Below are 23484 nucleotides of genomic sequence, written 5' to 3'. Positions count from 1 at the left end.
GTGGGATTCCGGACGGAACATGACGAGCCCCGGGTGGGCGTCCTGCGGTGTCACCCCCATGCCGCTGAGATCCCGCTGACATGCGAAGGCGGGCTTCCAGTCGCGCCGGAGGGTCGTGGCGCCACCGGTCTTCTCGCCTTGCCGACGTGCGCCCGGAGAACGGCGGGGGTCAGATGGGATGTATCCGGTCCACCGGCCGGAGATGTCTCGGCGGACCGGCCGGACGACGTGGAGGAGCCTGCTATGACGACCCACACAAGCTCACCCGGTCGGCGAGCGGACGCACACAGCAGCGGTTGGCTGGTGTTTGCCGCCGTCATCATGATCTTCAACGGCATCATGATGCTGCTCGGAGGCATTTCAGCCATCGCCAAGGACGACGTGTTCCTGGCCACTCGCAACTACGTCTACGAGCTCAACCTCACCGGCTGGGGCTGGATCCACCTCATCCTGGGCATTCTGATAGCGCTCACCGGCGCCGCCCTGTTCACGGGCGCCACATGGGCCAGGGTCGTCGGCGTGGGGCTGGCCGGGCTCAGCATGATCGCCAACTTCATGCGGCTCCCCTACACGCCGTGGTGGGCGCTGGTGTTCATCGCCATCGACGCCCTCGTCATCTGGGGGTTGTGCGTCGCGCCACGGCCGATGAAGGACTGACGGCCGGGAGCGACACCCATGGCACACGAAACAGCGACAGGGGAACTGCCGCGGCTGGTGCTCGTCGTCGGCGTCGCCGGATCGGGCAAGTCGACGGTGGGGCGCCTCCTCGCCGATCGACTGGGCTGGGAGTACCGGGACGCGGACGAGTTCCACTCCGAGGCCGACCGCGCGAAGATGGCGGCCGGCCATGCCCTCACGGACGACGACCGGGGGCCGTGGCTCGAAGCGATCGGGGAGTGGATGGACGGGGCGATCGCGGCTGGTCGGCAGGCCGTCGGCACCTGCTCCGCGCTCAAGCGTGCCTACCGGGACAGGCTGCTGGCAGGACGTCCCGAAGTTCTTCTGGTGTACCTGCACGGCTCGCGCGAGCTGCTGGGCTCCCGGCTCGCCGCGCGGCACGGTCACTTCTTCCCGGCGGATCTCCTGGACAGCCAGTTCGCGGACCTGGAGGAGCCGGAGCCCGACGAACACCCGTTGGTGGTGGAGATCGATCAGCCTCCGGAGGCCGTCGTCGCATCGGTGCTCTCGCTGATGCGCCGGGAAGCCGACTCCGGTACGCCGCCGGCCGGATCTGTCACGGAGCAGGCCGTCCACCCTGTTGTGCGCGACGCGTTCCCCAGCCCGACAGGCGCGTCGTGGCGGCTGGTCCACGGAAAGCAGAGTGCCACAGTGGTCCAGCTGGGCGGCGCCCTGCGCGACTACGCCGTGAACGGCCGACCGCTGCTCGACGGGTTCTCCGCAGGATCCGCCATCACGGGCGGGCGGGGGCAGCTGCTCGCGCCCTGGCCGAACCGCGTGGGCGGCGGACGCTACCGCTTCGGCGACCAGGACCACCAACTCCCCCTGACCGAACCGGAGAAGGACAACGCGATCCACGGGCTGCTTCGCTGGTCCCTGTGGAAGCTGCTGGCCCGTACCGACGACGCGGTCCGGGTCGGCACGACACTCTGCCCTCAGCCGGGATATCCCTTCCTCCTGGAGGTCTGCGCGGAGTACCGGCTCGGCCCCGACGGGCTTGAGACCGCCGTCTTCGCCACCAACGCCGGTACGGGGCCGGCACCTTACGGAGTGGGGCAGCACCCCTATCTGACCGTCGGCACCGACCTCGTCGACACCGCGCTGCTGACCGTTCCCGCCCGGTACCTGATCCGTACCGACGACCGGGGGCTGCCGATCGGCCGGGAGCCGGTCGACGGGACCGCGTACGACTTCCGCGCCGCCCGCACCATCGGCGACCTGCGGCTGGACACGGCCTTCACCGGGCTCGACCGCGGCCCCGACGGCCGGGCCGTCGTTCGCCTGGCACACCCTTCCGGGCTGCGGGGTGTCGATCTGTGGCTCGGCGAAGGCACACGGTACGTGCAGGTGTACACGGGCGACACCCTGGCCGAACCCGGCAGGCGGCGGCGTGGTGTCGCCGTGGAGGCCATGTCCTGTCCCCCGGACGCCTTTCGCAGCGGCACGGATCTCTCCGTCCTCGAGCCGGGCGCCACGCATGTGCTCCGGTGGGGTCTCAGCCCCTGGGGGCCGCCATGACCCCGACCGCATGGCCCCCGGCCGTGCCGGATCCCGACATGCCCGCGCACGAGTTCCGGGCGCTCTACGAGCGACTACGACGCGGAGCGGCGCGATCGACGGAGGGCGGTCGGCCCGGCGCACTCTGCCATGTGACACCCGAGCGGGTCGTGGCCGCCGTCGCGGAGGTCCGCCTCGGCCGCACGGTGTCGCTGGCCGCTCCGATCGAGACCGTGCCGGGCCCCGACGACCCCGAGCCCGCAGTGCACCGGATGACCGGACCTGCTCCGGACGAACTCGGCGCGGCCGGACTGCACTTCGCCACCGACCGCTTCGCCATGAACGTGCACGGGGACGCGGACAGTCACCTCGACGCGCTCTGCCACGTGGTGTTCGACGGGGATCTGTACGGCGGCGTGCCCGCGAGCAGCGTGACGCCCGAGGGCGCCCGTGCGTTCTCCGTGGACCTGGTCGCGGACGGCATCGTCGGCCGGGGCGTGCTGCTGGACATCCCGCGACTGCATGGCGTGCCCTGGCTGGAACCGGGCGACCAGGTGACGTCGGACGATCTGTCGGCCGCCGAGGCCGCGCAAGGGGTCCGCGTCGGACCGGGAGACCTGCTGTTCGTCCGGGTAGGGCATCGCCTGCGTCGTACGGAACTCGGGCCGTGGAACGCGGCGACGGCTCGGGCAGGCCTCCACCCGACGGCCCTCGGGTTCCTGGCCGAGCGGAAGGTCGCCGTGCTCGGCGGCGACGGCAACAACGACACCGCGCCCAGCGCGGTGCGGGGCGTCGCCTTCCCCGTGCATGTCCTGGCCATCCATGCCATGGGTATCCATCTGATGGACTACCTGCAGTTCGAGGATCTGGTCCCGGTCTGCGCGCAGGCGGAGCGATGGAGTTTCCTGTGTGCGGTCGCCCCTCTGCGGCTGCCCGGAGCAACCGGCTCGCCGGTGAACCCGATCGCGGTGCTGTGACCGACGGAGCCGGCCGGCGGCGGCTCCGGTCGCCGTTCAGGGAGAGGGCCGATACGTTCGAACGGGTGGGACGCCCGGCCCCGCACAGCGGGAAAACGGGCCCGACGCCAGTTCAGGGCCATGATCACAAGGACGGTGGCCGCCGTGGGCGACGCCCCTCATTACGACGTCATCATCATCGGTACCGGCGCCGGCGGTGGCACCCTCGCCCATCGGCTCGCGCCGTCCGGCAAACGCGTACTCCTCGTCGAACGCGGCGACTACCTGCCGCGCGAGCGGGACAACTGGGACTCGACGGCGGTGTTCGTCAAGGGCAAGTACCGGGCACCGGAGTTCTGGCTGGACAAGCACGGCAGCGAGTTCCCACCCGAGGTCAACTACTACGTCGGCGGAAACACCAAGTTCTACGGCGCCGCCCTCTTCCGACTGCGGCCCGAGGACTTCGGCGAGCTCCGACATCACGGCGGCCTCTCCCCCGCCTGGCCGATCCGGTACGAGGATCTGGAGCCGTACTACACGCAGGCCGAGCACCTCTACCTCGTGCACGGACGGCACGGCGAGGATCCGACCGAGGGCGCGGCGAGCGCCCAGTACGCCCATCCGCCCGTGGCACACGAGCCACGCATCCAGCAGTTGAGCGACGACCTCGAGAAGCGTGGTCTGCACCCCTTCCATCTGCCGATCGGCGTCAATCTGAGCCAGGAGAACGGCGGGCGGGCCACCCACTCCAGTGTCTGCATCCGGTGCAACCGGGTGGACGGCTTCCCATGTCTGGTACGCGGCAAGTCGGACGCCGAGGTCATCTGCGTCGAGCCGGCGCTGCAGCATCCCAACGTCGAGATGGTCACGGACACGCAGGTGGTCCGCCTGGAGACCGATACGAGCGGACGCACTGTCAGCGCGGTCGTCGGCCGGCTGCCCGACGGCTCGGAGGTCCGGTTCACGGCGGACGTGGTCGTCGTCTCCTGCGGGGCGGTCAACTCCGCCGCGCTGCTCCTGGCCTCGGCGAACGAGCACCATCCGAACGGTCTCGCGAACAGCTCCGACGTGGTCGGCCGCTTCTACATGCGGCACAACAACCTGGCCCTGATGGCAGTGTCGAAGGAGCCCAACGACACCCAGTTCCAGAAGACCCTGGCCCTGCACGACTGGTACCTCGGGGCGGACGACTGGGACTACCCGCTCGGCGGCATCCAGATGCTGGGCAAGTCGGACGCCGAGCAGATCCACGGCGAGGCACCGCGGTGGGCCGGTGCGGTCACACCGGACATGCCGTTCGAGGTGCTGGCGCACCACGCCGTCGACTTCTGGCTGTGCGGCGAGGACCTGCCGCTGGCCGACAACCGGGTCACCCTCGACGGTGACACACGCATCCACCTCGCTCTCGACGAGAAGAACAACGTGGAAGGCCTGAAGCGGCTGCGGCACAAGCTGCAGGGCATGCTCGGCCACCTGGGCATGCACGAACAGCACCTGCTGTCCCACAGCATCTATCTGCACAAGGGCATGCCGATCGGTGCGACGGCGCACCAGGCGGGCACCGTACGCTTCGGCACCGACCCAGCCGCCTCCGCGCTGGACGTCAACTGCAAGGCCCACGACCTCGACAACCTGTACGTGGTCGACACGAGCTTCTTCCCGAGCATCGGCGCGGTCAACCCGTCATTGACGGCCATCGCCAATGCCCTCCGGGTCGGAGACCACCTCTTGGCTCGGCTGGGCTGAGACCAGGAGCCGTTGGGCCGGTTGGGCGAAGAACCCCGCAAAACGGCCGAACGGCAGTTCTCGCCGCATGCCGCCCGCCACGGTCGGTGATTGCGTGACCTCCATGCCCGCCCGGCAGCAGCCGGGCGGGGCGCAATCGCGCAGCGAGGAGGCAGGGCAACATGGGTTCCACCGTGGAGACACCGCAGGGTGTGATCCCCGCACGTCTGCTGCAGGGCCAGAAGGCGCTGGTCACCGGGGCCAATTCAGGCATCGGCAAAGCCACGGCCATCGGCCTGGGCCGAGCCGGTGCCGACGTGGTCGTGAACTACGTGGCCGGCCGTGACGCGGCCGAGGACGTGGTCAAGGAGATCGCCTCGTTCGGGGTGCGCGCGGCGGCCTACGAGGCCGACGTGTCCCAGGAGGACCAGGTCACGGCCATGATGGACCGGATGGTCGAGGAGTTCGGGACCATCGACGTCCTGGTGGCCAACGCGGGACTGCAGCGGGACGCCCGGCTCACCGACATGACGCTCGCCCAGTGGCAGAAGGTCATCGACGTCAACCTCACCGGTCAGTTCCTGTGCGCCCGGGAGGCGGCCAAGGAATTCCGGCGCCGCGGCGTCGTCCCCGAGGTGTCCCGCGCCGCAGGGAAGATCATCTGCATGAGTTCGGTGCACCAGATCATCCCGTGGTCGGGGCACGTCAACTACGCGTCCTCCAAGGGCGGTGTGCAGATGATGATGCAGACCCTCGCCCAGGAACTCGCACCGGAAAAGATCCGGGTGAACGCCGTCGCCCCGGGGGCGATCAAGACGCCGATCAACCGCGCCGCCTGGGAGACGGCCGAGGCTCGGGAGGACCTGTTGCGGCTGATCCCGTACGACCGGATCGGCGACCCCGACGACATCGCGAACGCCGTCGTCGCACTCGCCTCCGACCTCATGGACTACGTCGTGGGGACCACCTTGTACGTCGACGGCGGGATGACCCTCTTCCCGGGCTTCGCCACCGGCGGCTGACCCTCCCCCGGACGTCACGAACAGCAAAGGTGCGTATGTCCACCTCGTTCCACCTGCTGGCGGATGCCCCGGCCCAACTTCTGCCGGCCCGGGAACTCATGGCCTTCACCCTGGCGTCCCACATCATCCTGGTACCGCTGGGCGTGGCCTTCCCCTTCATCACCCTGGTCATGCACTACCGCGGGCTGCGCCGCAAGGACGCCACGGCCCTGCTCCTGGCGCGCCGCTGGTCGGCCGTCATGGCAGTGCAGTTCGCGCTCGGCATCGTCACCGGCACCGTGCTCTCCTTCGAGTTCGGCCTGCTCTGGCCCGGCCTGATGGGCAGGTGGGGTGATGTCTTCGGTATCGGATTCGGCGTCGAGGCCTGGGCGTTCTTCCTGGAGGCGGTCCTCATCGCCATCTATCTGTACGGATGGCGGCGGCTGAAGCCCCGTACACACTTCCTGCTCGGGCTGCCGCTCCCGGCCGCCGCGCTGCTCGGAGCGTTCGGCATCCTGGCCGCCAACTCCTGGATGAACACGCCGCAGGGCTTCTCCCTCGACTCCGAGGGCAACCCGGTCGACGTGAACGTCTGGAAGGCGATCTTCACGCCGATGTTCGGGCCGCAGTACTGGCACTTCGTCGTGGCGATGATTCTCACCGCGGGCTTCATGGTGTCGGGTGTCTACGCCGTGGGCTGGCTGCGCGGCCGCCGGGACCACTACCACCGGCTCGGCTTCGCCGTTCCGTTCACGATCGCCGCGGTGGCCACGCCGGTGCAGTTCGTCCTGGGCGACTCCATCGCCCGGTCGGTGTTCCACAAGCAGCCGGTGAAGTTCGCCGCGATGGAGATCGTCTGGGAGACCGACACCCGGGTACCGGAGTACCTTTTCGGGCGTCTACAGGAGGACGGGACCGTCAAGGGCGGCATCAAGATCCCGCTGCTCGACTCCTTCCTGGCCGGATTCAGCCCTGACACCAAGGTGGTGGGACTGACCTCCGTCCCGGCGGACCAGCGCCCCACGGCCACTCAGGCGACCATCGCCCACTGGGCCTTCGACATCATGGTTCTGATCGGGTCCGCCCTGGTGCTGCTCGCCCTCTGGTACGGACTGGTCTGGCTGCGGCACCGCCGGCTTCCCGGCTCGAAGTGGTTCTACGGCCCGGCGGCCTGTGCGGGCGTCGCTTCCGTCGTCGCCGTCGAGTCGGGTTGGATCGCCACCGAGGTGGGTCGTCAGCCCTGGATCGTCTACCAGAACATGCGGGTCGCCGAGGCGGTGACCTCCACCCGCTCCACGACCCTGTGGATCACGCTCGGTGTGGTGATGCTGGTGTACGTGTTCCTGTTCGGCTCGTTCCTCGTCATCCTGCTCAAGATGCGCACGCGCTGGCGGCTCGCCGACCAGGAGCGGGCCGCGGGAGGGCCACCCCACGCGCCGGAGGCGGACACCCCCTACGGGCCGCGGGCCCCCGTCCCCGCGGGCGACGGCTCCGGCGGAGCCGTCCGGGGCGAGGACGGCCGCCCGTGACCGCTGACCTCATCGCCGTGGTGCTCCTTCTCGCCGTCGCCGCGTACGCCTGCGCGGGCGGAACGGACTACGGGGCCGGTTTCTGGGATCTGACGGCCGGGGGGACGGAACGCGGCAAGCGTCCCCGGTGGCTCATCGACCACGCCATGGCTCCCGTCTGGGAGGTCAACAACGTCTGGCTGATCTTCGTTCTCGTCATCATGTGGACCGGCTTCCCCATCCTGTTCCAGACGGTGTTCACGGCGATGTGGCTCCCCCTGATCCTGGCCGCCATGGGCCTGGTGCTGCGCGGCGCCGGTTTCGCGTTCCGCAAGCCGTCCCGGCGGCTCGCGGGCCGACGGCTGTACGGTGCCGTGTTCGCCGTGGCCTCCGTCGTCACACCGTTCTTCCTCGGTGCCGCCGTCGGCGGGGTCGCGTCGGGACGGGTGGCGCCTGGTACCGAGGCGTCGGCTGACGCCTGGTCCAACCCCACCTCCCTGACGTTCGGGCTGATCTCCGTCGCGGCGACGGCCTTCCTCGGCGCGGTCTTCCTCACGGGGGACGCCCGCCGGTTCGAGGCGCCCGGTCTGGTCGGCTACTTCCGCCGGCGGGCGCTGGGCAGTCTCGCCGTACTCACCGTCCTGGCGGTGATCACCGGGTTCGTCACCCAAGAGGACTCCCCCCACGTGTGGCACGGACTCACCCACGGACTGGGGCTGCTCCTCGTCGTCGTGGCCGGGGTGGCCGCCGTCGCGACAGCCTGGCTGCTCCTGCGGACGCCGGGCGCGTGGATGCGCGTCACGGCGGTCGGGGTCGTCGCCTCCGCCGTCATCGCCTGGGGAATGGCACAGCGCCCCTACCTCATCCCCACGTCACTGACCGTGGCCGATGCCGCGGGCGCACCCAGCACGCTGACATGGCTGGCGATCGTCACCCTGGTGGCCCTGGTGCTCGTCGTGCCGACCGTCGTCTTCCTCTACTGGCTGGACACCCACGGAGAGCTGGAAGAGCTCACCGACGCCGAGCTGCGCAGAGAAAGCCGCACGGACGGTGAGGGCGCGGCACCCGGCGGCTGACCGCCCGATCCCCCTCGCGACCTGAAATCCGACGAAGGAAGCCGCTGTGACCGACGACGAGATCCTTCTCGGACTCGCCCTGACGGTGGTGCTCGCCACCGGCTCGCAGATCCTGGCAAGCAAGCTGCGCGTCCCTGCCCTGATCATCCTGCTCCCGGTCGGGTTCGCCGCCGGTGCGATCACGGATGTCATTCATCCGGACGAGTTGCTGGGGCCGGCCTTCTCCGGCCTGGTGTCGCTGTCCGTCGCGGTGATCCTCTACGACGCCGGCCTGGGGCTCGACCTGCGCAAGCTCACCGGCCGCACCCGGGGGGTCGTGGGACGGCTGCTCCTGTACGGCGTGCTGCTGACGTTCCTCGTCATCGCGGCGGTGGCACCGGCGATGTTCGACATGCCGCTGCGCGTGGCCGCGATGCTCGGCGTGATCCTCGTCGTCTCGGGTCCTACCGTCGTGGGTCCCCTGCTCGACTTCGTGCGGCCGACCGACAAGGTGCGACGCATCCTGATCTGGGAGGGGACGCTGACCGACCCGATCGGCGGCATCCTCGGCGCACTCACCTTCCACGCCATCGCCACGACGCACCAGGTCGACATCGGCCGGGGATACCAGCTGGGTCAGTTCGGCCTCAGCATGGCCGTGGGGCTGGTCGGCGGGATCGTGGGAACCGCGCTGCTGTGGTTCACTCTGCGGACCCTTCGACTCGGCGAGACCCTCGGTACGCTGGCTCAACTCGCCACCGTGATCGCCGTATCCGCGGGCTGTGACATCGTGCGGGACGACACGGGGCTCATCGCCGCGATCGTCACGGGCCTGGCCGTCGCCAACATCCGCGGCTTCGACATGCCGGCTCGCCGTCCCTTCTTCGAGACCCTGGTCCAGCTGATCATCGGGGTGCTCTTCGTCTCCATCTCCTCCACCGTCACGCCGGCATCCCTGGTGCCGGTGCTCCTTCCCGCGCTCGCCCTCATCGCGATCCTCGTCCTGGTGGTGCGGCCGCTCGTGGCCTTCGCCGCGACGGCGCGCTCGGGCCTGGGCCGAGGGGAGCGGGCCTTCATCGGATGGATGGACCCGCGCGGCATCGTCGCGGCGGCCACGGCATCGGCCTTCTCCGCCAACTTGGTCCAACGAGGGGAGAGCGGGGCCGCGAGGATCCTTCCCGTCACGTTCCTGGTGATCGTGGGAACCGTCCTGCTCTACTCGCTCACGGCCGCACCCGTCGCCAGACGGCTGGGTGTCGTCAAACCGGCGGGCACGCGCATCCTCCTGGTGGGCGGGGAGGCGTGGGTGGTCGACCTGGGACGAGCCCTGCGGTCCGCGGGATTGGACGTGCTGATGTGGGCGGGGCGCGACGAGGAGCGGGAACTGATCAAGGGGGCGGGGCTCGACCTGGCCAAGGGCGATCTGCTGGCCACGGCCATCAACCCCGGGGCGCGGCTCGAGGGAGTGACGGCCGTGTTCCTGGCGACCGACGACGACGACTTCAACGCCCTCGCCTCGGTCGTGATGCAGGACAGCGTCGAGGGCCCCGTCTACCGGGTCGGGCCCCCGCACGACAGCCATGGAGTGATCGCCCCCTACACCGGCGGCGACATCCTCTTCGGCCGTTCCCTCGTCCGTCACGTCCTGGCAGAGCGCTACGAACGGGGTGCCCGGTTCGTGGTGCAGCCGGCCTCCGACCCGCTGCCGCCGGAGCACGACACTCTCTTCGTGCTGCGGGCCGACCAGCGGCTGGACCCGATCACCGAGAGACACGGGACCGTCCCGCAGAAGGGCGACACGGTCGTTCTCCTCGGTTCCGTCCCGACGGCCGGCGGGCATTGAACCTCATGGACCGGCTCCGTGCGACTACCTCCCGCCCCTGCGCGCTCCCTTGAGCTTCGCGTCCAGGGTGATCGCCGCGTCGATCAGCGCCAAGTGCGTGAAGGCCTGAGGGAAATTGCCCAGCTGCTGCCCCGTCAGGGCGATCTCCTCGGAGTACAGGCCCAGGTGGTTGGCGTAGGTAAGCATCTTCTCCAGCACCAGCCTGGCCATGTCGATGTGTCCGGCCCGGGCCAGGGCGTCGACGTACATGAACGTGCACAAGGAGAAAGTGCCCTCGGAGCCGCGCAGTCCGTCGGGCGACGCCTCGGGGTTGTAGCGGTAGACCAGGCTGTCGCTGACCAGCTCACGGTCCATCGCGTCCAGGGTGGACTTCCACTTCGGATCGTCCGGCGTGATGAAGCCGACCGTCGGCATGCGCAGCAGCGACGAGTCGAGCACATCGTCGCCGTAATGCTGTACGAACGCCTGCTTCTCGGGGTCCCATCCCCGGCTGAGGACCTGCGCGTAGATCTCGTCTCGCGCGTCCACCCAGCGGCCGCCGGCCGCGGGACGGCCGTCGTCGTGGGCGATCCGCAGGGCGCGGTCGAAGGCGACCCAGGACATCACGCGGCCGTAGGTGAAGTCCTTCCGGCCGCCGCGGGTCTCCCACAGCCCTTCTCCGGGCTGGTCCCAGTGGTCGACCAACCAGTCGAGCAGCGTGTGCAGCGCGGTCCAGCCCCCGGTGTCGAGATGCATGCCGTGCTGGTGCGCGAAGTAGATGCTGTCGAGCGCCTCGCCGTAGATGTCCAGTTGCAGCTGGCTCGCGGCTCCGTTGCCGATACGGACCGGTGCGGAACCTCGGTACCCCTCCCAATGGTCCAGGGTCTCCTCGACCAGGTCGGAGGTGCCGTCGACGCGGTACATGATGTTCAGTGGCCCGGTGCCGTTTCCCTGCCCGGCCTCTTCCTTCACCCGGTCGTGCAGCCAGCCGATGAACGCGGACGCCTCTTCCTTGAAGCCCAGTCCCAGCAACGCGTACACCGAGAACGACGCGTCACGGATCCAGGTGAACCGGTAGTCCCAGTTGCGCTCTCCACCCAGTTGCTCCGGCAGACCCGTCGTCGGCGCGGCGACCAGGGCGCCGGTCGGCGCGTAGGTCATGAGCTTCAGCGCCACGGCCGAACGTTCCACCGCCTCCCGCCAACGACCCGAGTAGGTGGACTGACCGAGCCACGAGCGCCAGAACCCGACCGTCTCGTCGAAGAGCTGCTCGAACTCCGCCACCCGGATCGGGTGCGGCGGCCCGTCGGGGGCCGACTCCAGGACTACGCCGCGCTGTTGCCCCGCCTGCAGGGTCATGCTGAAACGCAGGTCGTCGTTGTCAACCGAGAGGATGTTCAGCAGCCGTTCGTCCTGCGGCTCACGGACGCCGCGGACGGCGAGGTCCAGGTCCTCCGAGGTGAACAGTGCCCCGTGCTCCGTGATGTGCAGCTTGTGCGGCTTGCGCCCGTAGTCGAAGCGCGGAGCGATCTCCCCTTCGAACGTCATGCTGCCCCGCACACAGCGCAGCATGCGGACCAGACGGTGCCGGTCCGTCGCCGTCGTGCCGGTCACCGGCATGAAGTCGACCACCTCGCCCGCCCCGGCCTCGGTCATGAAGCGCGTCACCAGAACGGCGGTGTCCGGGTGGTAGAGCTGTTTGGTGGTGTAGTCGTCCGCGGCCGGCCTGACGGTGAAGTGGCCGCCCTTCCGCCGGTCGAGCAGAGCGCCGAAGACGCTGGGCGAATCGAAGCGCGGACAGCAGAACCAGTCGATCGTCGCATCGGTTGTCACGAGGGCCGCGGTCTGCAGGTCACCGATCAGGCCGTGGTCCTCGATCAGGGGGTAGTCGTCCATCTTGAGCCCCTTTCGGCCCCGTCAGACAACGTTCGGGCACCGTTGCACAGCGCCCGAGGTGTCCAGGCACCATTCGGCCAGCTTAGGCCGACGGTGTCGTCCCGTCCTGGCGAGCGAGTCGCACCGGGCGGTGCCGGGAGCTCTGCCGCTGCGCCGCTCCGGGAAGAGCCCTACCGTGAGGTGGCGGCGATCCGGCTGAGGGAGCCCGCGGTCTCGTGTGCCTCATGAGCACCGGACTCCTCCGGGTGTGAAGGAGGCGTGACGTGGGTGTCCTGACGTCCTGGGCAGCCAGGTTCAGGCTGGGGCAATACGTCAAGGCGAGCCTGTGGATCGTGCCGTTGTTCGGTCTCGTCCTCGGCGTCCTTCTCGCTGAGCTCGCGCTCACCGCCGACAGCGCGGACTGGCCGCCGAGCGGCTGGCACTACTCCGCGACGACGGCGAGCGGCGTACTTTCCGCCATCGTGGGGGCGATGGTGGCGTTGCTCGGATTCGTCGTCACCATCGGCGTACTCGTCGTGCAGCAGGCGACAGGAACCCTCTCCCCTCGCTATATGCGCCTGTGGTACCGGGACCGGCTGCAGAAAGCGGTGCTGGCGACGTTCACCGGGACGTTCGCGTTCGCGTTCTCCTTGCTGCGCAGCGTCGAGACCGACTCCGTCCCCGACCTCGGGGTCACCCTGGCCGGCGCGGCTGTGGCCGTCAGCCTCGTGCTCCTGCTCATCTACCTCAACCGGTTCACGCACAGTCTCAGACCGGTGGCCATCGCCGAGCTGGTCACCCGCATGGGAGTGACCGTCTTCACGAGCGGGGCCGCGGCGATCCGGGACGCGGCGCCACGCGGAGAGGGAACCGTGTCGTGCGACGGTCCGGTGATGCGCGTGCGCACCGGACGTGGTGGAGCCGTCCAGGCGTTCAACGTGGCCGGGCTGGTCGCGGAGGCGGCGCGCCACGACTGCGTCTTCGTCGTGACCCGCCTGATCGGCGACTTCGTACCGCCCGGCACTGTCCTCATCGAGGTCCACGGGGGTACGTCGCAACCGGACCCGGACAGGGTGACCGGTCTCGTCGCCCTCGGGGCCGAGCGCACCATCGAGCAGGACCCCGCATTCGCCCTGAGGGTCCTCGTCGACATCGCCATCAGGGCCCTCTCCCCCGCGGTGAACGACCCTACGACCGCGGTGCAGGTGATCAATTACATCGAGTCCTTCCTGCACACGGTCGGCAGCACACGCCTCCCCGGTCGCTATGTGCTGGCCGATCGCCACGAGCACGCCCGGCTCGTGCTCCCGGGGCGTGACTGGGAGAACTTCCTTCAGCTCGCCGTATGCGAGATCCGCGAGTACGGAAGTTCGTCCGTCCAGGTCTGCCGACGGCTCCGCGCCATGCTCGAGGGCCTGCTCGACACCCTGCCGCCGTCTCAGCACGCGGCTGTGCGAGCGGAGATCAGCCTGCTGCAGGGGTCGATCGATCGAGAGTTCACCGACCCGGCCCGCCGGGCCATCGCGCAACAGCCCGACCACCAGGGCATCGGTGGGAAGTACCTGTCTGACGGGCTCTACTGACCTTGTTGGCGTGATGGGCTGGAGCTGTCCACCGCGCTCTTCGAGTACCTGGAAATCTTCCACAATCCCGGAGCGGTTCATGATGCCGTGTGTCCCGTCTTCTGAGTGGGGCTTGAACGTCGGTCAGGAATAGGGCATATCCGGTGCCAGCGAGCGCGGCGGCCGGGGACGGGATTGCAGCCCTGTTGTGCGGCGTATGTGGGCGGACACTGCGAGGACGGGGCCGGCTTGTCGGCGTGCCTGGGGCGCCTGCCGTCCGCGTTGTCGGTCACCTCGCCGGTTGTACAAGGCCGGCCTGGTAGGCGAAGGCGACGAGCTGTGCGCGATCACGGGCGTCCGTCTTGGTTTTGGCCCGTTGGACGTGGGTGCGGACGGTCAGGGGGCTGAGGAACAGTGCGTCGGCGATCTCGTCATTGGATTTGCCTTCCGCGACCAGGGCCACCACCTCCCGCTCTCGCGGAGTGAGGCTGCCGAATTGCTCGGGGTCGGAGGCGCCGGAGTCGGGGGCGGGGGTGGCGAGGAAGCGGGTGATCAGTGAGCGGGTGGCCAGGGGGGACAGCAAGGCGTCACCGGAAGCGACCGTGCGGATGCCGTCGAGGAAGGCGTCGGCGGTGGTGTTCTTGCCGAGGAAGCCGCTCGCGCCGAGGCGCAGGGCCTGGGCGACGTGCTCATCGGTCTGGAACGTGGTGAGGATGAGGACGCGTGTGGCCTGCAGTTGGGGCTGGGCGCAGATGGCGGCGGTCGCGGCCAGTCCGTCGGTGCCGGGCATGCGGATATCCATGAGGACGATGTCCGGGCGGTGGATGCCGGCGAGCGTAATGGCCTGCTGCCCGTTGGTAGCCTCGTCGACGACTTCCAGGTCGTCGCAGGAGTCGATCAGCACCCGGAAGGTTGCTCGCAGCAGGGCCTGGTCGTCGGCAATCAGTATGCGGATCGTCATGGGACCTGCTCTCTGGTCAGACGCTGATGGGGAGTTCGGCCGTGACGGCGAAGCCGCCTTCCGGGCGGTGCCCCGCGCGGAGGCGGCCTCCGGCGGACTGAGCGCGCTCTCGCATGCCGATGAGACCGAAGCCGCCGCCGGGTGCGCGCGGGGGCGTGATCGGGCTGCCGTCATCGCTCACCGTGATCGTCAACTGCTCCTGGGCGTAGGCGAGGTGGACATGTGCCGTGTTTGCCGCGGCGTGTTTGGCGACGTTGGTCAGGGCTTCCTGCACGATGCGGAAGGCGGTCAGGTCCACCCCGGCCGCCAGGGGCTTCACGGGGCCGTCGACAGCGATGGTGATGTGCAGTGCAGCGGCGGCGAAGGCAGCGACCAGGTCAGGCAGCCGCTCCAGTCCGGGTGCGGGATTCAGCGATTCCTCAGCGGACTCAGGCTGGCGCAACAGGCCTACGGTTGCCTCGAGTTCGCGCAGTGCAGCCGTGGTCGTGCCGGTGAGTTCCTTGAGGATCTGGCCGGCCTGCGCGGGGTGGGTGGAGAACAGGTGGGCGGCTGTGCCGGCTTGGGCGTTGGCGAGGGCCATGTGGTGGGCGACCACGTCGTGCAGTTCCCGGGCGATGCGGATGCGTTCTTCGGTGACGCGGTGTTGTGCTTCCTCGTAGCGGGTGCGTTCGGCGTCCTCGGCGCGTGTGCGGACGGTGTCCAGGTACGCGCGGCGCGCTCGCACTGCCGATCCGTGCAGGATAGGCAGCAGGATCCAGAAGGCCAGACTCACCGCCTCGTTCGCCCAGGGTGCGTCCTCCGAATCCCAGAGCAGCGCGGTGGGCAGGAGGATGACAGCAACCAGGAGGCAGTAGGTGCGGATGGTCCGCTGAGACGCCTGCAGAGTCAGCTCGTACAGCGCGACGATGACCGGGACCAGCAGGAGGGGGCCGAAGTTGCTCCCCTGGGCGCCCGCGACGGCGGTGGCGAGGGTGGTGAGGACGACGGCGGTGGCGGGGCGGCGGCGCCGTGCCAGCAGACATGTACAGGTGACTGCCGCAAGGGCGAAGCCCGGCCACCACATGCTGTCGGTGCCGGCCCGGCGGTACTGGTTGCTGATGGCCGCATAGATGAGCAGGAGGAAGGCCGCTTCGACGAGGCGGGGGTACCGGTCGGCGTGACGTCGCAGATGGATGACCATGGGCTTTCTCCGAGCCGTGCCGTGACCGGCGGCGTGAGGAGGTGGACAGGGTTTGCGACCCGATCCGGGCCGCTCGCGGGCTTCTGAATCCGAGCGGCCCGGTCAGCGCGTGCGTCAGACGACCCTCATGGGGGTCCGTCGATCGTCGTTGTCAGACGAGTCGCGCGATGTGTGGGCCTGCTTGGTGAGGGCTTCGCCCTCGACGTCAACGCGGGGCAGCAGCCGGTCCAGCCACTTCGGCAGCCACCAAGCGCGCTTGCCGAGGAGCGCCAGAACCGCGGGCACAAATGCCATACGAACGACGAAGGCGTCGAAGAAGACGGCGCTGGCCAGCCCGAAGCCGACCATCTTGACCATGGATTCGCCGCCCGTCATGAACCCGCCGAACACCGCCATCATGATCAGCGCTGCTGCCCCCACGACTTGGGCGCTGTGCCGGAACCCGGTTACGACGGCCTGACCGGACTCCTCCCCATGGATGTGCGCCTCGCGGATCCGGGAGACCAGGAAGACCTGATAGTCCATGGCGAGGCCGAAGACGATACCCACCAGGAAGACAGGCATGGTGCTCATGATCGGACCGGTCTCGTCGACACCGAAGAAGCCGGCCCCGTGGCCCTGTTGGAAGACCGTGACGATCGCGCCAAGGGCCGCGCTGACCGACAGCAAGAAGCCGAGCGCGGCCTTGAGCGGCACCAGGATCGAACGGAAGACCAACATCAGGAGGAGGAAGGCGAGACCGACGACGACCGCGAGATAGGGAATGAGGGCGTCCTGCATCTTCTGACCCACGTCGATGTTCAGGGCGGTGGTGCCGGTGACCTTGAAGTCGGCGCCGGTGGCCGACTCCACCGCGCTGCGCTCGCTGCGGATGGTGTGCACCAGATCCTGTGTCTGCTCGCTGGTGGGCGCGGTCGACGGGACGGCGGAGATCACTGCCGTGTCCTTCGCCTCGTTGAAGCGTGCCGACGAGACGGAGACGATTCCCTTGGTGCCGGCGAGCTTTGCGGAGACCGCTGTCACGGCTGCCTGCGGGTCATCGGCCTTCTTGGCATCAACGACCACGGTCAGCGGGCCGTTGAAGCCCGGGCCGAAACCCTCGGCGAGCGCGTCATAGGCGCGGCGCTCCGTGGTTGCGGTCGACTTGGCCTCGTCGCCAGGCATGCCCATCCGCAGGTCCAACGACGGCACCGCGAGCGCCCCGAGGCCGATCACAGACAAGAGCAGTACCGGCAGCGGCCGGCGCACCACGAACTGCGCCCAGCGAACACCCCGGGCGGCCTTCGTACTTGTGGCGGCCGTCTTGGTCCTGCCGATGCGGCTGAAGAGTTCGTCGGGGGTGCGACGTCCGCCCTCGCGGTCACGGCGAGAGAGCACCGCGTTGGGCCAAAAGCCCAGGAGCGCCGGCACTGCGGTCAGGGCGACCAGGACTCCGACCAGGACTGCACCTGCCGAGCCGATCCCCATCTTGGTGAGCATCGGGACGCCGACCACGGAGAGGCCCAGCAGAGCGATGACGACGGTGAGCCCGGCGAAGACCACCGCACTCCCGGCCGTGCCCGCGGCCAGGGCAGCCGCCTCCTGCGGCTGGTGCCCCTTGGCCCGCTCTTCCCGGTAGCGAGAGACCACGAACAGGGAGTAGTCGATGCCGACGGCGAGGCCGAGCATCATCGCCAGTTCACCGACCGTGGAGGAAAATCCGAAGGCGCTGCTCACGGCGGTGATCCCGGCCAGGCTGACACAGACGCCGAGGATGGCGGTAAGCAGCGGCAGGCCGGCGGCGGCGAGTGAACCGAAGGTGATCAGCAGCACCACCGCGGCGACGAGAACGCCGAGCACCTCTCCCAGGCCCTGCCCTGCTTCGGTCTCCAGCGCGGAGCCGCCGACCTCGACGGTCAGACCCGCGTCACGGGCCTGCTCGACTGCCTTGGTCAGGTCCGTCTTGCTGGCATCGGTGAGATCGTCACTCTCGACCTTGTAGGTGACGGTGGCGTACGCCGTCGACTTGTCCTTGCTGACCGCGTTCGTGTCGAAGGGACTGGTCGCGCCGGCGACCTGTGACCCGTCGGCCACCGCGGCAACGAGTTTGCCGATGGCCGAGCGCTTGGCGGCGGCGGTGACGTGCTGACCGTGTTCCGCGACGAACACGATGCGGGCCTCTGCACCGTCCGCTTCGGCGCCCGGGAATCGCTCATTGATCAGGTCGAACGCCTGCTGGGATTCGATGCCGGGCATGGAAGACGAGTCGTCCGGTGCCTCGGATGCGCTGGAAGCCCCGAGGAACACGGCGGCCAGCACCGCCACCCAGGCCAGCACCACTATGCGGCGCCTCCGGAAGGCCCATCGACCCACCCGATGCAAGAAAGTCGCCATGAAAGGACATCTCCATATCTGGATATCGGGAACGTCTCTCACCCTCGCGGGCCGGCATCTCCACGTCGTCGGCCGTAGCGACAGTCCCCTGTACTGAAAAACAAGTAGGACTCGGCGGGTGTCTCATCTCCCGCTGGTATTGCCCCTGCCGCAACCGGCATGGGATGCGCGAACAGAACGGCGACACACCTGATGGAGCCCGCCATGGGTTGTTCTTGGGAATCGGGTATGCGTCGGCCACGGCCGGCTGTCCGCAGCAGCTGGCCAAGGGGTTACCGGGCGGTCCTCAGGAATTGCTGACGGCGTTGTCGGGATGCAACGGCAGCAGGACGCGGAACGTGGCGCCCTCCCCTGGTCCAGAGCGGACCTCAACACAGCCGCGGTGAGCGGTCACCAGGGAGCGGACGATGGACAGTCCCAGACCGGCGCCGCCGGTCTGTGTGCGGCCACGGGCGGTGTCGGCGCGGTAGAAGCGGTCGAAGACGTGCGCGGCCTGCTCGGCCGTGATTCCCGGTCCCTCATCGCTCAGCTCAAGGACTGCCTGATCCTCTAGCGTGCCGACGCCGATGCGTACCGGCGTGCCGGGCGGTGTGTGGGCGATGACGTTGCCGACGAGATTGGAGGTGACCTGTCGCAGTCGGGACTCGTCGCCCAGAACGGGGGCGCCGCCGGGCGGACCGCCGCCCGGGCCGGTCAGAGTGATGGGACGTTCGGGGGCCAATGCCCGTAGGTCGTGCAGGGCGTCGGCGGCCAGGGTGCGTAGGTCCATAGGGGTGAGACGAAGGGTCAGATACTCGTCACCGGTGGCGTCTTCGTCGAGCCTGGCGAGCAGCAGCAGATCCTCGACGATGCTGACGAGGCGGCCCGCTTCGCGTTCGATACGGCTCATGGCGGCATCGACATCGGCGCGCTGGGGCATGCCGCCCATCCGGTACAGCTCGGTGAAGCCTTTGATCCCGAACAGCGGGGTGCGCAGTTCGTGGCTGGCGTCCGCGATGAAGGTGCGCATGCGCTCGTTGGTGGCGGCGCGGGCGGCGTCGCCGGCTTCGATGCGATCCAGCATGCCGTTGAGCGCGGCGGACAGCCGGCCCAGTTCGGTGCGGGTCGTGGCCGGCTGCGGGACACGGCTGGACAGATCTCCGCCCGCGATGGCCGCTGCCGTCGTCTCGATGCGCCGCAGTGGCCGCAGGCCGGCCCTCACGGCGAACCAGGCGATGATGCCCAAGCAGACGAGCACCAGGGAATCGATCACCAGCATCCACACGCCCAGGTGCCGGATCGTCGTGTGGACCGGCGCCAGGGAACCGGCCACGACGACGCTGCCGCCCTTGTCCACCTTGGTGTCGTGGCCGGGGGCCAACGGGGCGGCGATGACACGCCACTCATCATCGCCGTCGCCCTTGCCCGGAACCTGGAAGGGGTGCTGGTCGCGGGTCGCGATCGCTGCGGTGTCGAGGATCGGAAGTTGTGGGGCGCCATGGGTGGCCGGACGCAGCGTATGACGCAGATGCCCTTCGGCATCGAGGTAGGCGACGTAGACATCGCCCGTCACGTCGCGCTCCACTGCTTCGCGTGTGTCCGGTGCCGTCTCGCCGGGCGGGTCTTCCGTGTTCGACAGCCGGGCCGCAGTCGTGGCAGCGGCGCGCAGCCTGTCATCCAGTTGCTGCACCAGTTGCCGTTGCAGCAGGGTGACGAGTAGGGCGTTGCTGGCCAGCAGGGCGGCGACGACCAGCAGCAATGTGATGGCCACGACCCGCCCGCGCAGCGACAGACGGCTCATTGGCCCGCGCGTGGGGGCGGTGCTCATGCGCGGGGCCTGCGCAGGACGTAGCCGGTGCCGCGCACTGTGTGGATCAGCTTCGGTTCGCCGGTGTCGATTTTGCGGCGCAGGTAGCTGATGTAGGAGGCGACGATGGAGTCGTCGCCGTCGAAATCGTAGTGCCAGACTTGGTCTAGGAGCTGATCCCTGGACAGGACCTGTCCAGCGTTTTGCATCAGCACGCGCAGCAGGTTGAATTCGGTCGGAGACAGCTGTACTGGCCGGCCGCCCCGGGTCACCTGGTGGCTGTCGAGATCGAGTTCTAGGTCGTCGACTACGAGGAGCCCGTCGGGCCGGCGGCCGCTGGTGCGGCGCAGTACGGCCTGAATGCGCAGGATTAGTTCCTCAAGGTTGAAGGGCTTGGTGACGTAGTCGTCCCCGCCGGCCCGCAGGCCGCTGATGCGGTCCTCGGCTGCGTCCCTGGCGGTCAGGAAGAGGATCGGCGGGTGCCCGCTTCCGGAACCGGAGGGATGCTCGCGCAGGCGACGTGCGACCTCGAAGCCGTCGAAGTCGGGCAGCATCACGTCCAGGACAATCAGATCTGGGCGCTTGTCGCGGACCGCTTCCAGAGCCTGGCCGCCGGCTTCGACCGACATCACTTCAAAGCCAGCCAGCTGCAAGCTGGTAGACAGCAGCTCACGCAGCGTCGGCTCGTCCTCCACCAGTAGCAGTCGTTGTGTCGTCATGGCACCTGTCCCCGGCTGGCGGTCCTCTGTCTTCACTGTCCTGCCCTGCTAGACGTCACGCTTGCGGAAGACGACCAACGCCGCCGTCATCAGAGCCGCCACGCATCCGGCCATGACGCCCACGCCTGCCCAAGGACTCAGCAACGTGGGGTCCTGATAGCTGGTGATAATCTGCCCGCCGGCGATCGACGGCCAGTACTTCGACACCCAGTCGCCGAGTCCTGCGGGCAGGGCCGGGGCGAAGGCCTGAACGATCAGCATCACGCCGAACAGCGTGGTCACCGTTGCCGTGGTGGAGCGGATCACCGTGCCCAGAGCCAGTCCGAAAAGCCCGGCCAGTGCCAGATATAGGCCACCACCAACGATGCCGCGCAGTGCCACGCCGTCGGAGAGTGCCAGGTGCGGAGCGCCCGCTCCGGACAGCGACGCCTGTCCGACGAGAAATCCGGCCAGTGACACCGCGATCCCGACCGGGAGCGTCACGCCCACCAGCACCACAGCCTTGGACACCAGCACCCGCGCCCGGTGCGGAACCCCGATCAGGGTCGGGACGATCGTGCGCGCCCCGTACTCCGAGGTGATGACCAGGCCGCCCAACAGGCCGAGCGCGATCTGCGCGAGCAGGTAGCCGCGCAGGCTGATCGCCAACGGGTCGAACGAGGCCTGGTCCGCGGGACTCAGGTCCGCGAACTCACTGCCGGCGGACGAGGCATTCAGCGCGGCGAGGCCGATGCAGAACGCCAGGGTGCCCAGGATCACGTACAACGTCGACCGCATCGTGCGGATCTTGATCCACTCGGCGTGCAGGCAGTGCCAGAAGGTCACCTTCCCACGCCGCACACGCTCTGCCTGAGGGCGGGGCACGAGCAAACGCCGACGGGCTCTCGTCGGCCTTGCGGGGAGTTGCGTCGGGGCGTGCGTCATCGGCTCGTCGCCTTCTCCGACTGGTACTCCACCGCATCGCGAGTCAGGTCCATGAATGCCTGTTCCAGCGACACTTGGCGCGGAGCAAGCTCGTGCAGCTCCACTCCACCGAGCGACGCCAGGGCCCCGATCTCGGCGGCTTCCAGACCGGTCACGACCAAAGCGTCGCTGCCCTCGGTCCGCACCTGAACAGCTGGGGTGAGCATGCTGCGCAGGGCCTCGGCCTGGGGGGTGCGGACAAAGACCTCGCGCTCGGAGTGTGCCTCGATGAAGTCCTTCATCGTCGTGTCAGCGATCAGCTTTCCGCGACCAATGACGATGAGGTGGTCGGCGGTCAGCTCCATCTCGCTCATCAGATGGCTGGACATCAAAACCGCGCGTCCTTCGGCCGCCATCCTCCGCATCAGCGACCGGATCCACACGATGCCCTCCGGGTCCAGCCCGTTGAGCGGCTCGTCGAAAACCAGAATCGGAGGATCACCCAGCAGCGCCGCGGCGATGCCCAGCCGCTGACGCATTCCGAGGGAGAAAGTCCCCGCACGCCGACGGCTCACCTTCTCCAAGCCGACTTCCGCCAGTACCTCGTCCACCCGGCGGCGCGGAATCCCGTTGCCGACCGCCAACGCCGACAAGTGATGATAGGCGGTGCGACTGGGCAGCACTGCGCCCGGATCCAGGAGCGCCCCGACCACCTTCAGCGGCGCGGGCTGCGCAGCGTACGGCCGTCCGGCCACTGTCGCAGTCCCGGAACTGGCAGCGTCCAGGCCCAGGATCATGCGCATCGTGGTCGACTTGCCGGCTCCATTGGGCCCCAGGAACCCGGTCACTTCCCCGGGTCGGACAGCGAATGTCAGATCATCCACGGCCAGGACCTCGCCATAGCGTTTCGACAGGCCACGTACTTCGATCATCGAGACTCCAGACCGGCAATGGTGCACGCGACCGTCGCGTGCAGCACTCACTGTCCGCCACCGACATGAGCCCGATCTGGACGAACATGAACGTTTCATGCGAACGCCAAGCCCCTGACCTGGGAAGACTTCGCGGGGAGAACCCGATGGCCCTGGGACTCACATGAAACTCCCATGATGGCCTCAGGCCAGCGGTCATCGATGGCCATACCCCAGCGGCAGGTCAGAGATCGTGTAGGAAGCGGCCGACCTGGCCCCCGCCACAGCCTGCAGTGAGACTGCAGAGCGTAGAGGGCCTCGAAACCGGTGACGCTACGGGAGCATCCCGAACTGTGCCCGAGCCTCTCATCGCGGCGGGCGACGGCCACATCCCGGGTGCGGCCGGGGCGGAGTCACGGAAATCCAAATCGTGCGGCAGCGTCGTCGGTCGATCATGCCGAGTCCCCCGTACCCCGATTTTCCCCTGCCGACCTGCCTAGGAGGGCGTTTAAGCAGGTCAATCCATATATGCGGCTCTCGCCACTGCCCTGCTTCGAGGGTCTTCATCCCATAGACGCGATGAATGGCGCTCCCTGGGGCGGATGCTCGGCCATTCATCTCGTTCGCTTCTATACCTGGAAGTCCGTCTGGTTTGAAGTTGCCGCGGAATCGCCCAATGAACAGTGGAACCGAGCCCTCCGCCTCGCCCGTGATCACGCTACGCCGTGAGCGTCGTTCCGGGGATCAGACGCCTTCGCGCATAGGTACCCGCACGCCCCGCTCGTCGGCGACCGTCTCCGCGATGTCGTAGCCGGCGTCCACGTGCCGGATGACGCCCATGCCGGGGTCGTTGGTCAGTACCCGGCGGAGCTTCTCACCGGCGAGCTTCGTGCCGTCGGCCACGGACACCTGGCCGGCGTGGATGGAGCGGCCCATGCCCACGCCGCCGCCGTGGTGGATGGACACCCAGGA

Annotated in this window: 17 protein-coding genes and 1 pseudogene; 9 read left to right on the top strand and 9 right to left on the bottom strand. The window is 68.6% G+C overall.

Annotated elements, in window-relative coordinates; translation table 11 throughout:
• Positions 1-243 precede the first annotated feature (243 nt).
• The 8 genes from ACFY0U_RS44745 to ACFY0U_RS44710 all read left to right on the top strand — a co-directional run bounded on the left by ACFY0U_RS44745 (position 244) and on the right by ACFY0U_RS44710 (position 10263).
• Complete coding sequence (locus ACFY0U_RS44745) at positions 244-657, top strand: hypothetical protein (protein ID WP_388646113.1); 414 nt, start codon at positions 244-246, stop codon at positions 655-657.
• An 18-nt stretch (positions 658-675) separates the two neighbouring features.
• Positions 676-2196, top strand: coding sequence for a gluconokinase, GntK/IdnK-type (locus tag ACFY0U_RS44740; protein ID WP_388646111.1), 1521 nt, complete (start codon positions 676-678; stop codon positions 2194-2196).
• A 38-nt stretch (positions 2197-2234) separates the two neighbouring features.
• Positions 2235-3152 carry a cyclase family protein gene (locus ACFY0U_RS44735; RefSeq protein ID WP_388646122.1) on the top strand — a complete coding sequence of 306 codons (918 nt, stop codon included), beginning with the start codon at positions 2235-2237 and terminating at the stop codon, positions 3150-3152.
• A 120-nt stretch (positions 3153-3272) separates the two neighbouring features.
• The gene (locus ACFY0U_RS44730) at positions 3273-4877 is read left to right on the top strand and encodes a GMC oxidoreductase (RefSeq protein ID WP_388646109.1); all 1605 of its coding nucleotides are present in this window, start codon (positions 3273-3275) and stop codon (positions 4875-4877) included.
• Positions 4878-5038: 161 nt separating this feature from the next.
• On the top strand, positions 5039-5878 hold the full coding sequence (locus ACFY0U_RS44725; RefSeq protein WP_388646107.1) for an SDR family oxidoreductase: 840 nt from the start codon (positions 5039-5041) through the stop codon (positions 5876-5878).
• Positions 5879-5913: 35 nt separating this feature from the next.
• Positions 5914-7386, top strand: a complete 1473-nt coding sequence (locus ACFY0U_RS44720; RefSeq protein WP_388646106.1) for a cytochrome ubiquinol oxidase subunit I — start codon at positions 5914-5916, stop codon at positions 7384-7386.
• On the top strand, positions 7383-8441 hold the full coding sequence (locus ACFY0U_RS44715) for a cytochrome d ubiquinol oxidase subunit II (RefSeq protein WP_388646104.1): 1059 nt from the start codon (positions 7383-7385) through the stop codon (positions 8439-8441). The genes ACFY0U_RS44720 and ACFY0U_RS44715 overlap by 4 nt, the downstream gene beginning before the upstream one ends.
• 46 nt (positions 8442-8487) lie before the next feature.
• Positions 8488-10263 carry a cation:proton antiporter gene (locus ACFY0U_RS44710; protein WP_388646102.1) on the top strand — a complete coding sequence of 592 codons (1776 nt, stop codon included), beginning with the start codon at positions 8488-8490 and terminating at the stop codon, positions 10261-10263.
• Between the two features lie 24 nt (positions 10264-10287).
• On the opposite strand, the gene ACFY0U_RS44705 is transcribed toward ACFY0U_RS44710, so the two are convergent.
• Complete coding sequence (locus tag ACFY0U_RS44705; protein WP_388646101.1) at positions 10288-12138, bottom strand: glycoside hydrolase family 15 protein; 1851 nt, start codon at positions 12136-12138, stop codon at positions 10288-10290.
• A gap of 263 nt (positions 12139-12401) precedes the next feature.
• Here ACFY0U_RS44705 and ACFY0U_RS44700 point away from each other — a divergent pair, with 263 nt between their 5' ends.
• A complete protein-coding gene (locus ACFY0U_RS44700) occupies positions 12402-13700 on the top strand; it encodes a DUF2254 domain-containing protein (protein WP_388646100.1) in 1299 nt (432 codons plus the stop codon).
• A gap of 268 nt (positions 13701-13968) precedes the next feature.
• Here ACFY0U_RS44700 and ACFY0U_RS44695 read toward each other — a convergent pair whose 3' ends face one another.
• The 8 genes and pseudogenes from ACFY0U_RS44695 to ACFY0U_RS44660 all read right to left on the bottom strand — a co-directional run.
• Positions 13969-14640 (bottom strand): response regulator, encoded by a 672-nt coding sequence (locus ACFY0U_RS44695; RefSeq protein ID WP_388646098.1) that lies wholly within the window; start codon positions 14638-14640, stop codon positions 13969-13971.
• A 16-nt stretch (positions 14641-14656) separates the two neighbouring features.
• Positions 14657-15820 (bottom strand): sensor histidine kinase, encoded by a 1164-nt coding sequence (locus ACFY0U_RS44690; protein ID WP_388646097.1) that lies wholly within the window; start codon positions 15818-15820, stop codon positions 14657-14659.
• A gap of 114 nt (positions 15821-15934) precedes the next feature.
• A complete protein-coding gene (locus tag ACFY0U_RS44685; RefSeq protein WP_388646121.1) occupies positions 15935-18193 on the bottom strand; it encodes an MMPL family transporter in 2259 nt (752 codons plus the stop codon).
• Between the two features lie 286 nt (positions 18194-18479).
• Complete coding sequence (locus tag ACFY0U_RS44680) at positions 18480-20000, bottom strand: sensor histidine kinase (protein ID WP_388646095.1); 1521 nt, start codon at positions 19998-20000, stop codon at positions 18480-18482.
• On the bottom strand, positions 19997-20698 hold the full coding sequence (locus tag ACFY0U_RS44675; RefSeq protein WP_388646094.1) for a response regulator transcription factor: 702 nt from the start codon (positions 20696-20698) through the stop codon (positions 19997-19999). Before ACFY0U_RS44675 ends, ACFY0U_RS44680 begins: the two co-directional genes overlap by 4 nt.
• A 48-nt stretch (positions 20699-20746) precedes the next feature.
• On the bottom strand, positions 20747-21523 hold the full coding sequence (locus ACFY0U_RS44670; protein ID WP_388646093.1) for an ABC transporter permease: 777 nt from the start codon (positions 21521-21523) through the stop codon (positions 20747-20749).
• Between the two features lie 95 nt (positions 21524-21618).
• On the bottom strand, positions 21619-22533 hold the full coding sequence (locus ACFY0U_RS44665; RefSeq protein ID WP_388646092.1) for an ABC transporter ATP-binding protein: 915 nt from the start codon (positions 22531-22533) through the stop codon (positions 21619-21621).
• A gap of 723 nt (positions 22534-23256) precedes the next feature.
• Positions 23257-23484 (bottom strand): annotated as a pseudogene (locus ACFY0U_RS44660) (urocanate hydratase); the annotation flags it as partial.

Source organism: Streptomyces sp. NPDC001536, from assembly GCF_042894505.1.
Taxonomy (GTDB): Bacteria; Actinomycetota; Actinomycetes; order Streptomycetales; family Streptomycetaceae; genus Streptomyces.
This window is presented reverse-complemented; position numbering and strand designations above follow the sequence as displayed.

What these genes read in the sequence shown, in the direction of transcription:
- ACFY0U_RS44730 (WP_388646109.1), top strand. Translation starts at nt 3,273, where the DNA reads ATGATCACAAGGACGGTGGCCGCCGTGGGCGACGCCCCTCATTACGAC.
- ACFY0U_RS44740 (WP_388646111.1), top strand. Translation starts at nt 676, where the DNA reads ATGGCACACGAAACAGCGACAGGGGAACTGCCGCGGCTGGTGCTCGTC.
- ACFY0U_RS44745 (WP_388646113.1), top strand. Translation starts at nt 244, where the DNA reads ATGACGACCCACACAAGCTCACCCGGTCGGCGAGCGGACGCACACAGC.
- ACFY0U_RS44690 (WP_388646097.1), bottom strand. Translation starts at nt 15,820, where the DNA reads ATGGTCATCCATCTGCGACGTCACGCCGACCGGTACCCCCGCCTCGTC.
- ACFY0U_RS44665 (WP_388646092.1), bottom strand. Translation starts at nt 22,533, where the DNA reads ATGATCGAAGTACGTGGCCTGTCGAAACGCTATGGCGAGGTCCTGGCC.
- ACFY0U_RS44725 (WP_388646107.1), top strand. Translation starts at nt 5,039, where the DNA reads ATGGGTTCCACCGTGGAGACACCGCAGGGTGTGATCCCCGCACGTCTG.
- ACFY0U_RS44705 (WP_388646101.1), bottom strand. Translation starts at nt 12,138, where the DNA reads ATGGACGACTACCCCCTGATCGAGGACCACGGCCTGATCGGTGACCTG.
- ACFY0U_RS44675 (WP_388646094.1), bottom strand. Translation starts at nt 20,698, where the DNA reads ATGACGACACAACGACTGCTACTGGTGGAGGACGAGCCGACGCTGCGT.
- ACFY0U_RS44680 (WP_388646095.1), bottom strand. Translation starts at nt 20,000, where the DNA reads ATGAGCACCGCCCCCACGCGCGGGCCAATGAGCCGTCTGTCGCTGCGC.
- ACFY0U_RS44695 (WP_388646098.1), bottom strand. Translation starts at nt 14,640, where the DNA reads ATGACGATCCGCATACTGATTGCCGACGACCAGGCCCTGCTGCGAGCA.
- ACFY0U_RS44735 (WP_388646122.1), top strand. Translation starts at nt 2,235, where the DNA reads ATGCCCGCGCACGAGTTCCGGGCGCTCTACGAGCGACTACGACGCGGA.
- ACFY0U_RS44720 (WP_388646106.1), top strand. Translation starts at nt 5,914, where the DNA reads ATGTCCACCTCGTTCCACCTGCTGGCGGATGCCCCGGCCCAACTTCTG.
- ACFY0U_RS44685 (WP_388646121.1), bottom strand. Translation starts at nt 18,193, where the DNA reads ATGGCGACTTTCTTGCATCGGGTGGGTCGATGGGCCTTCCGGAGGCGC.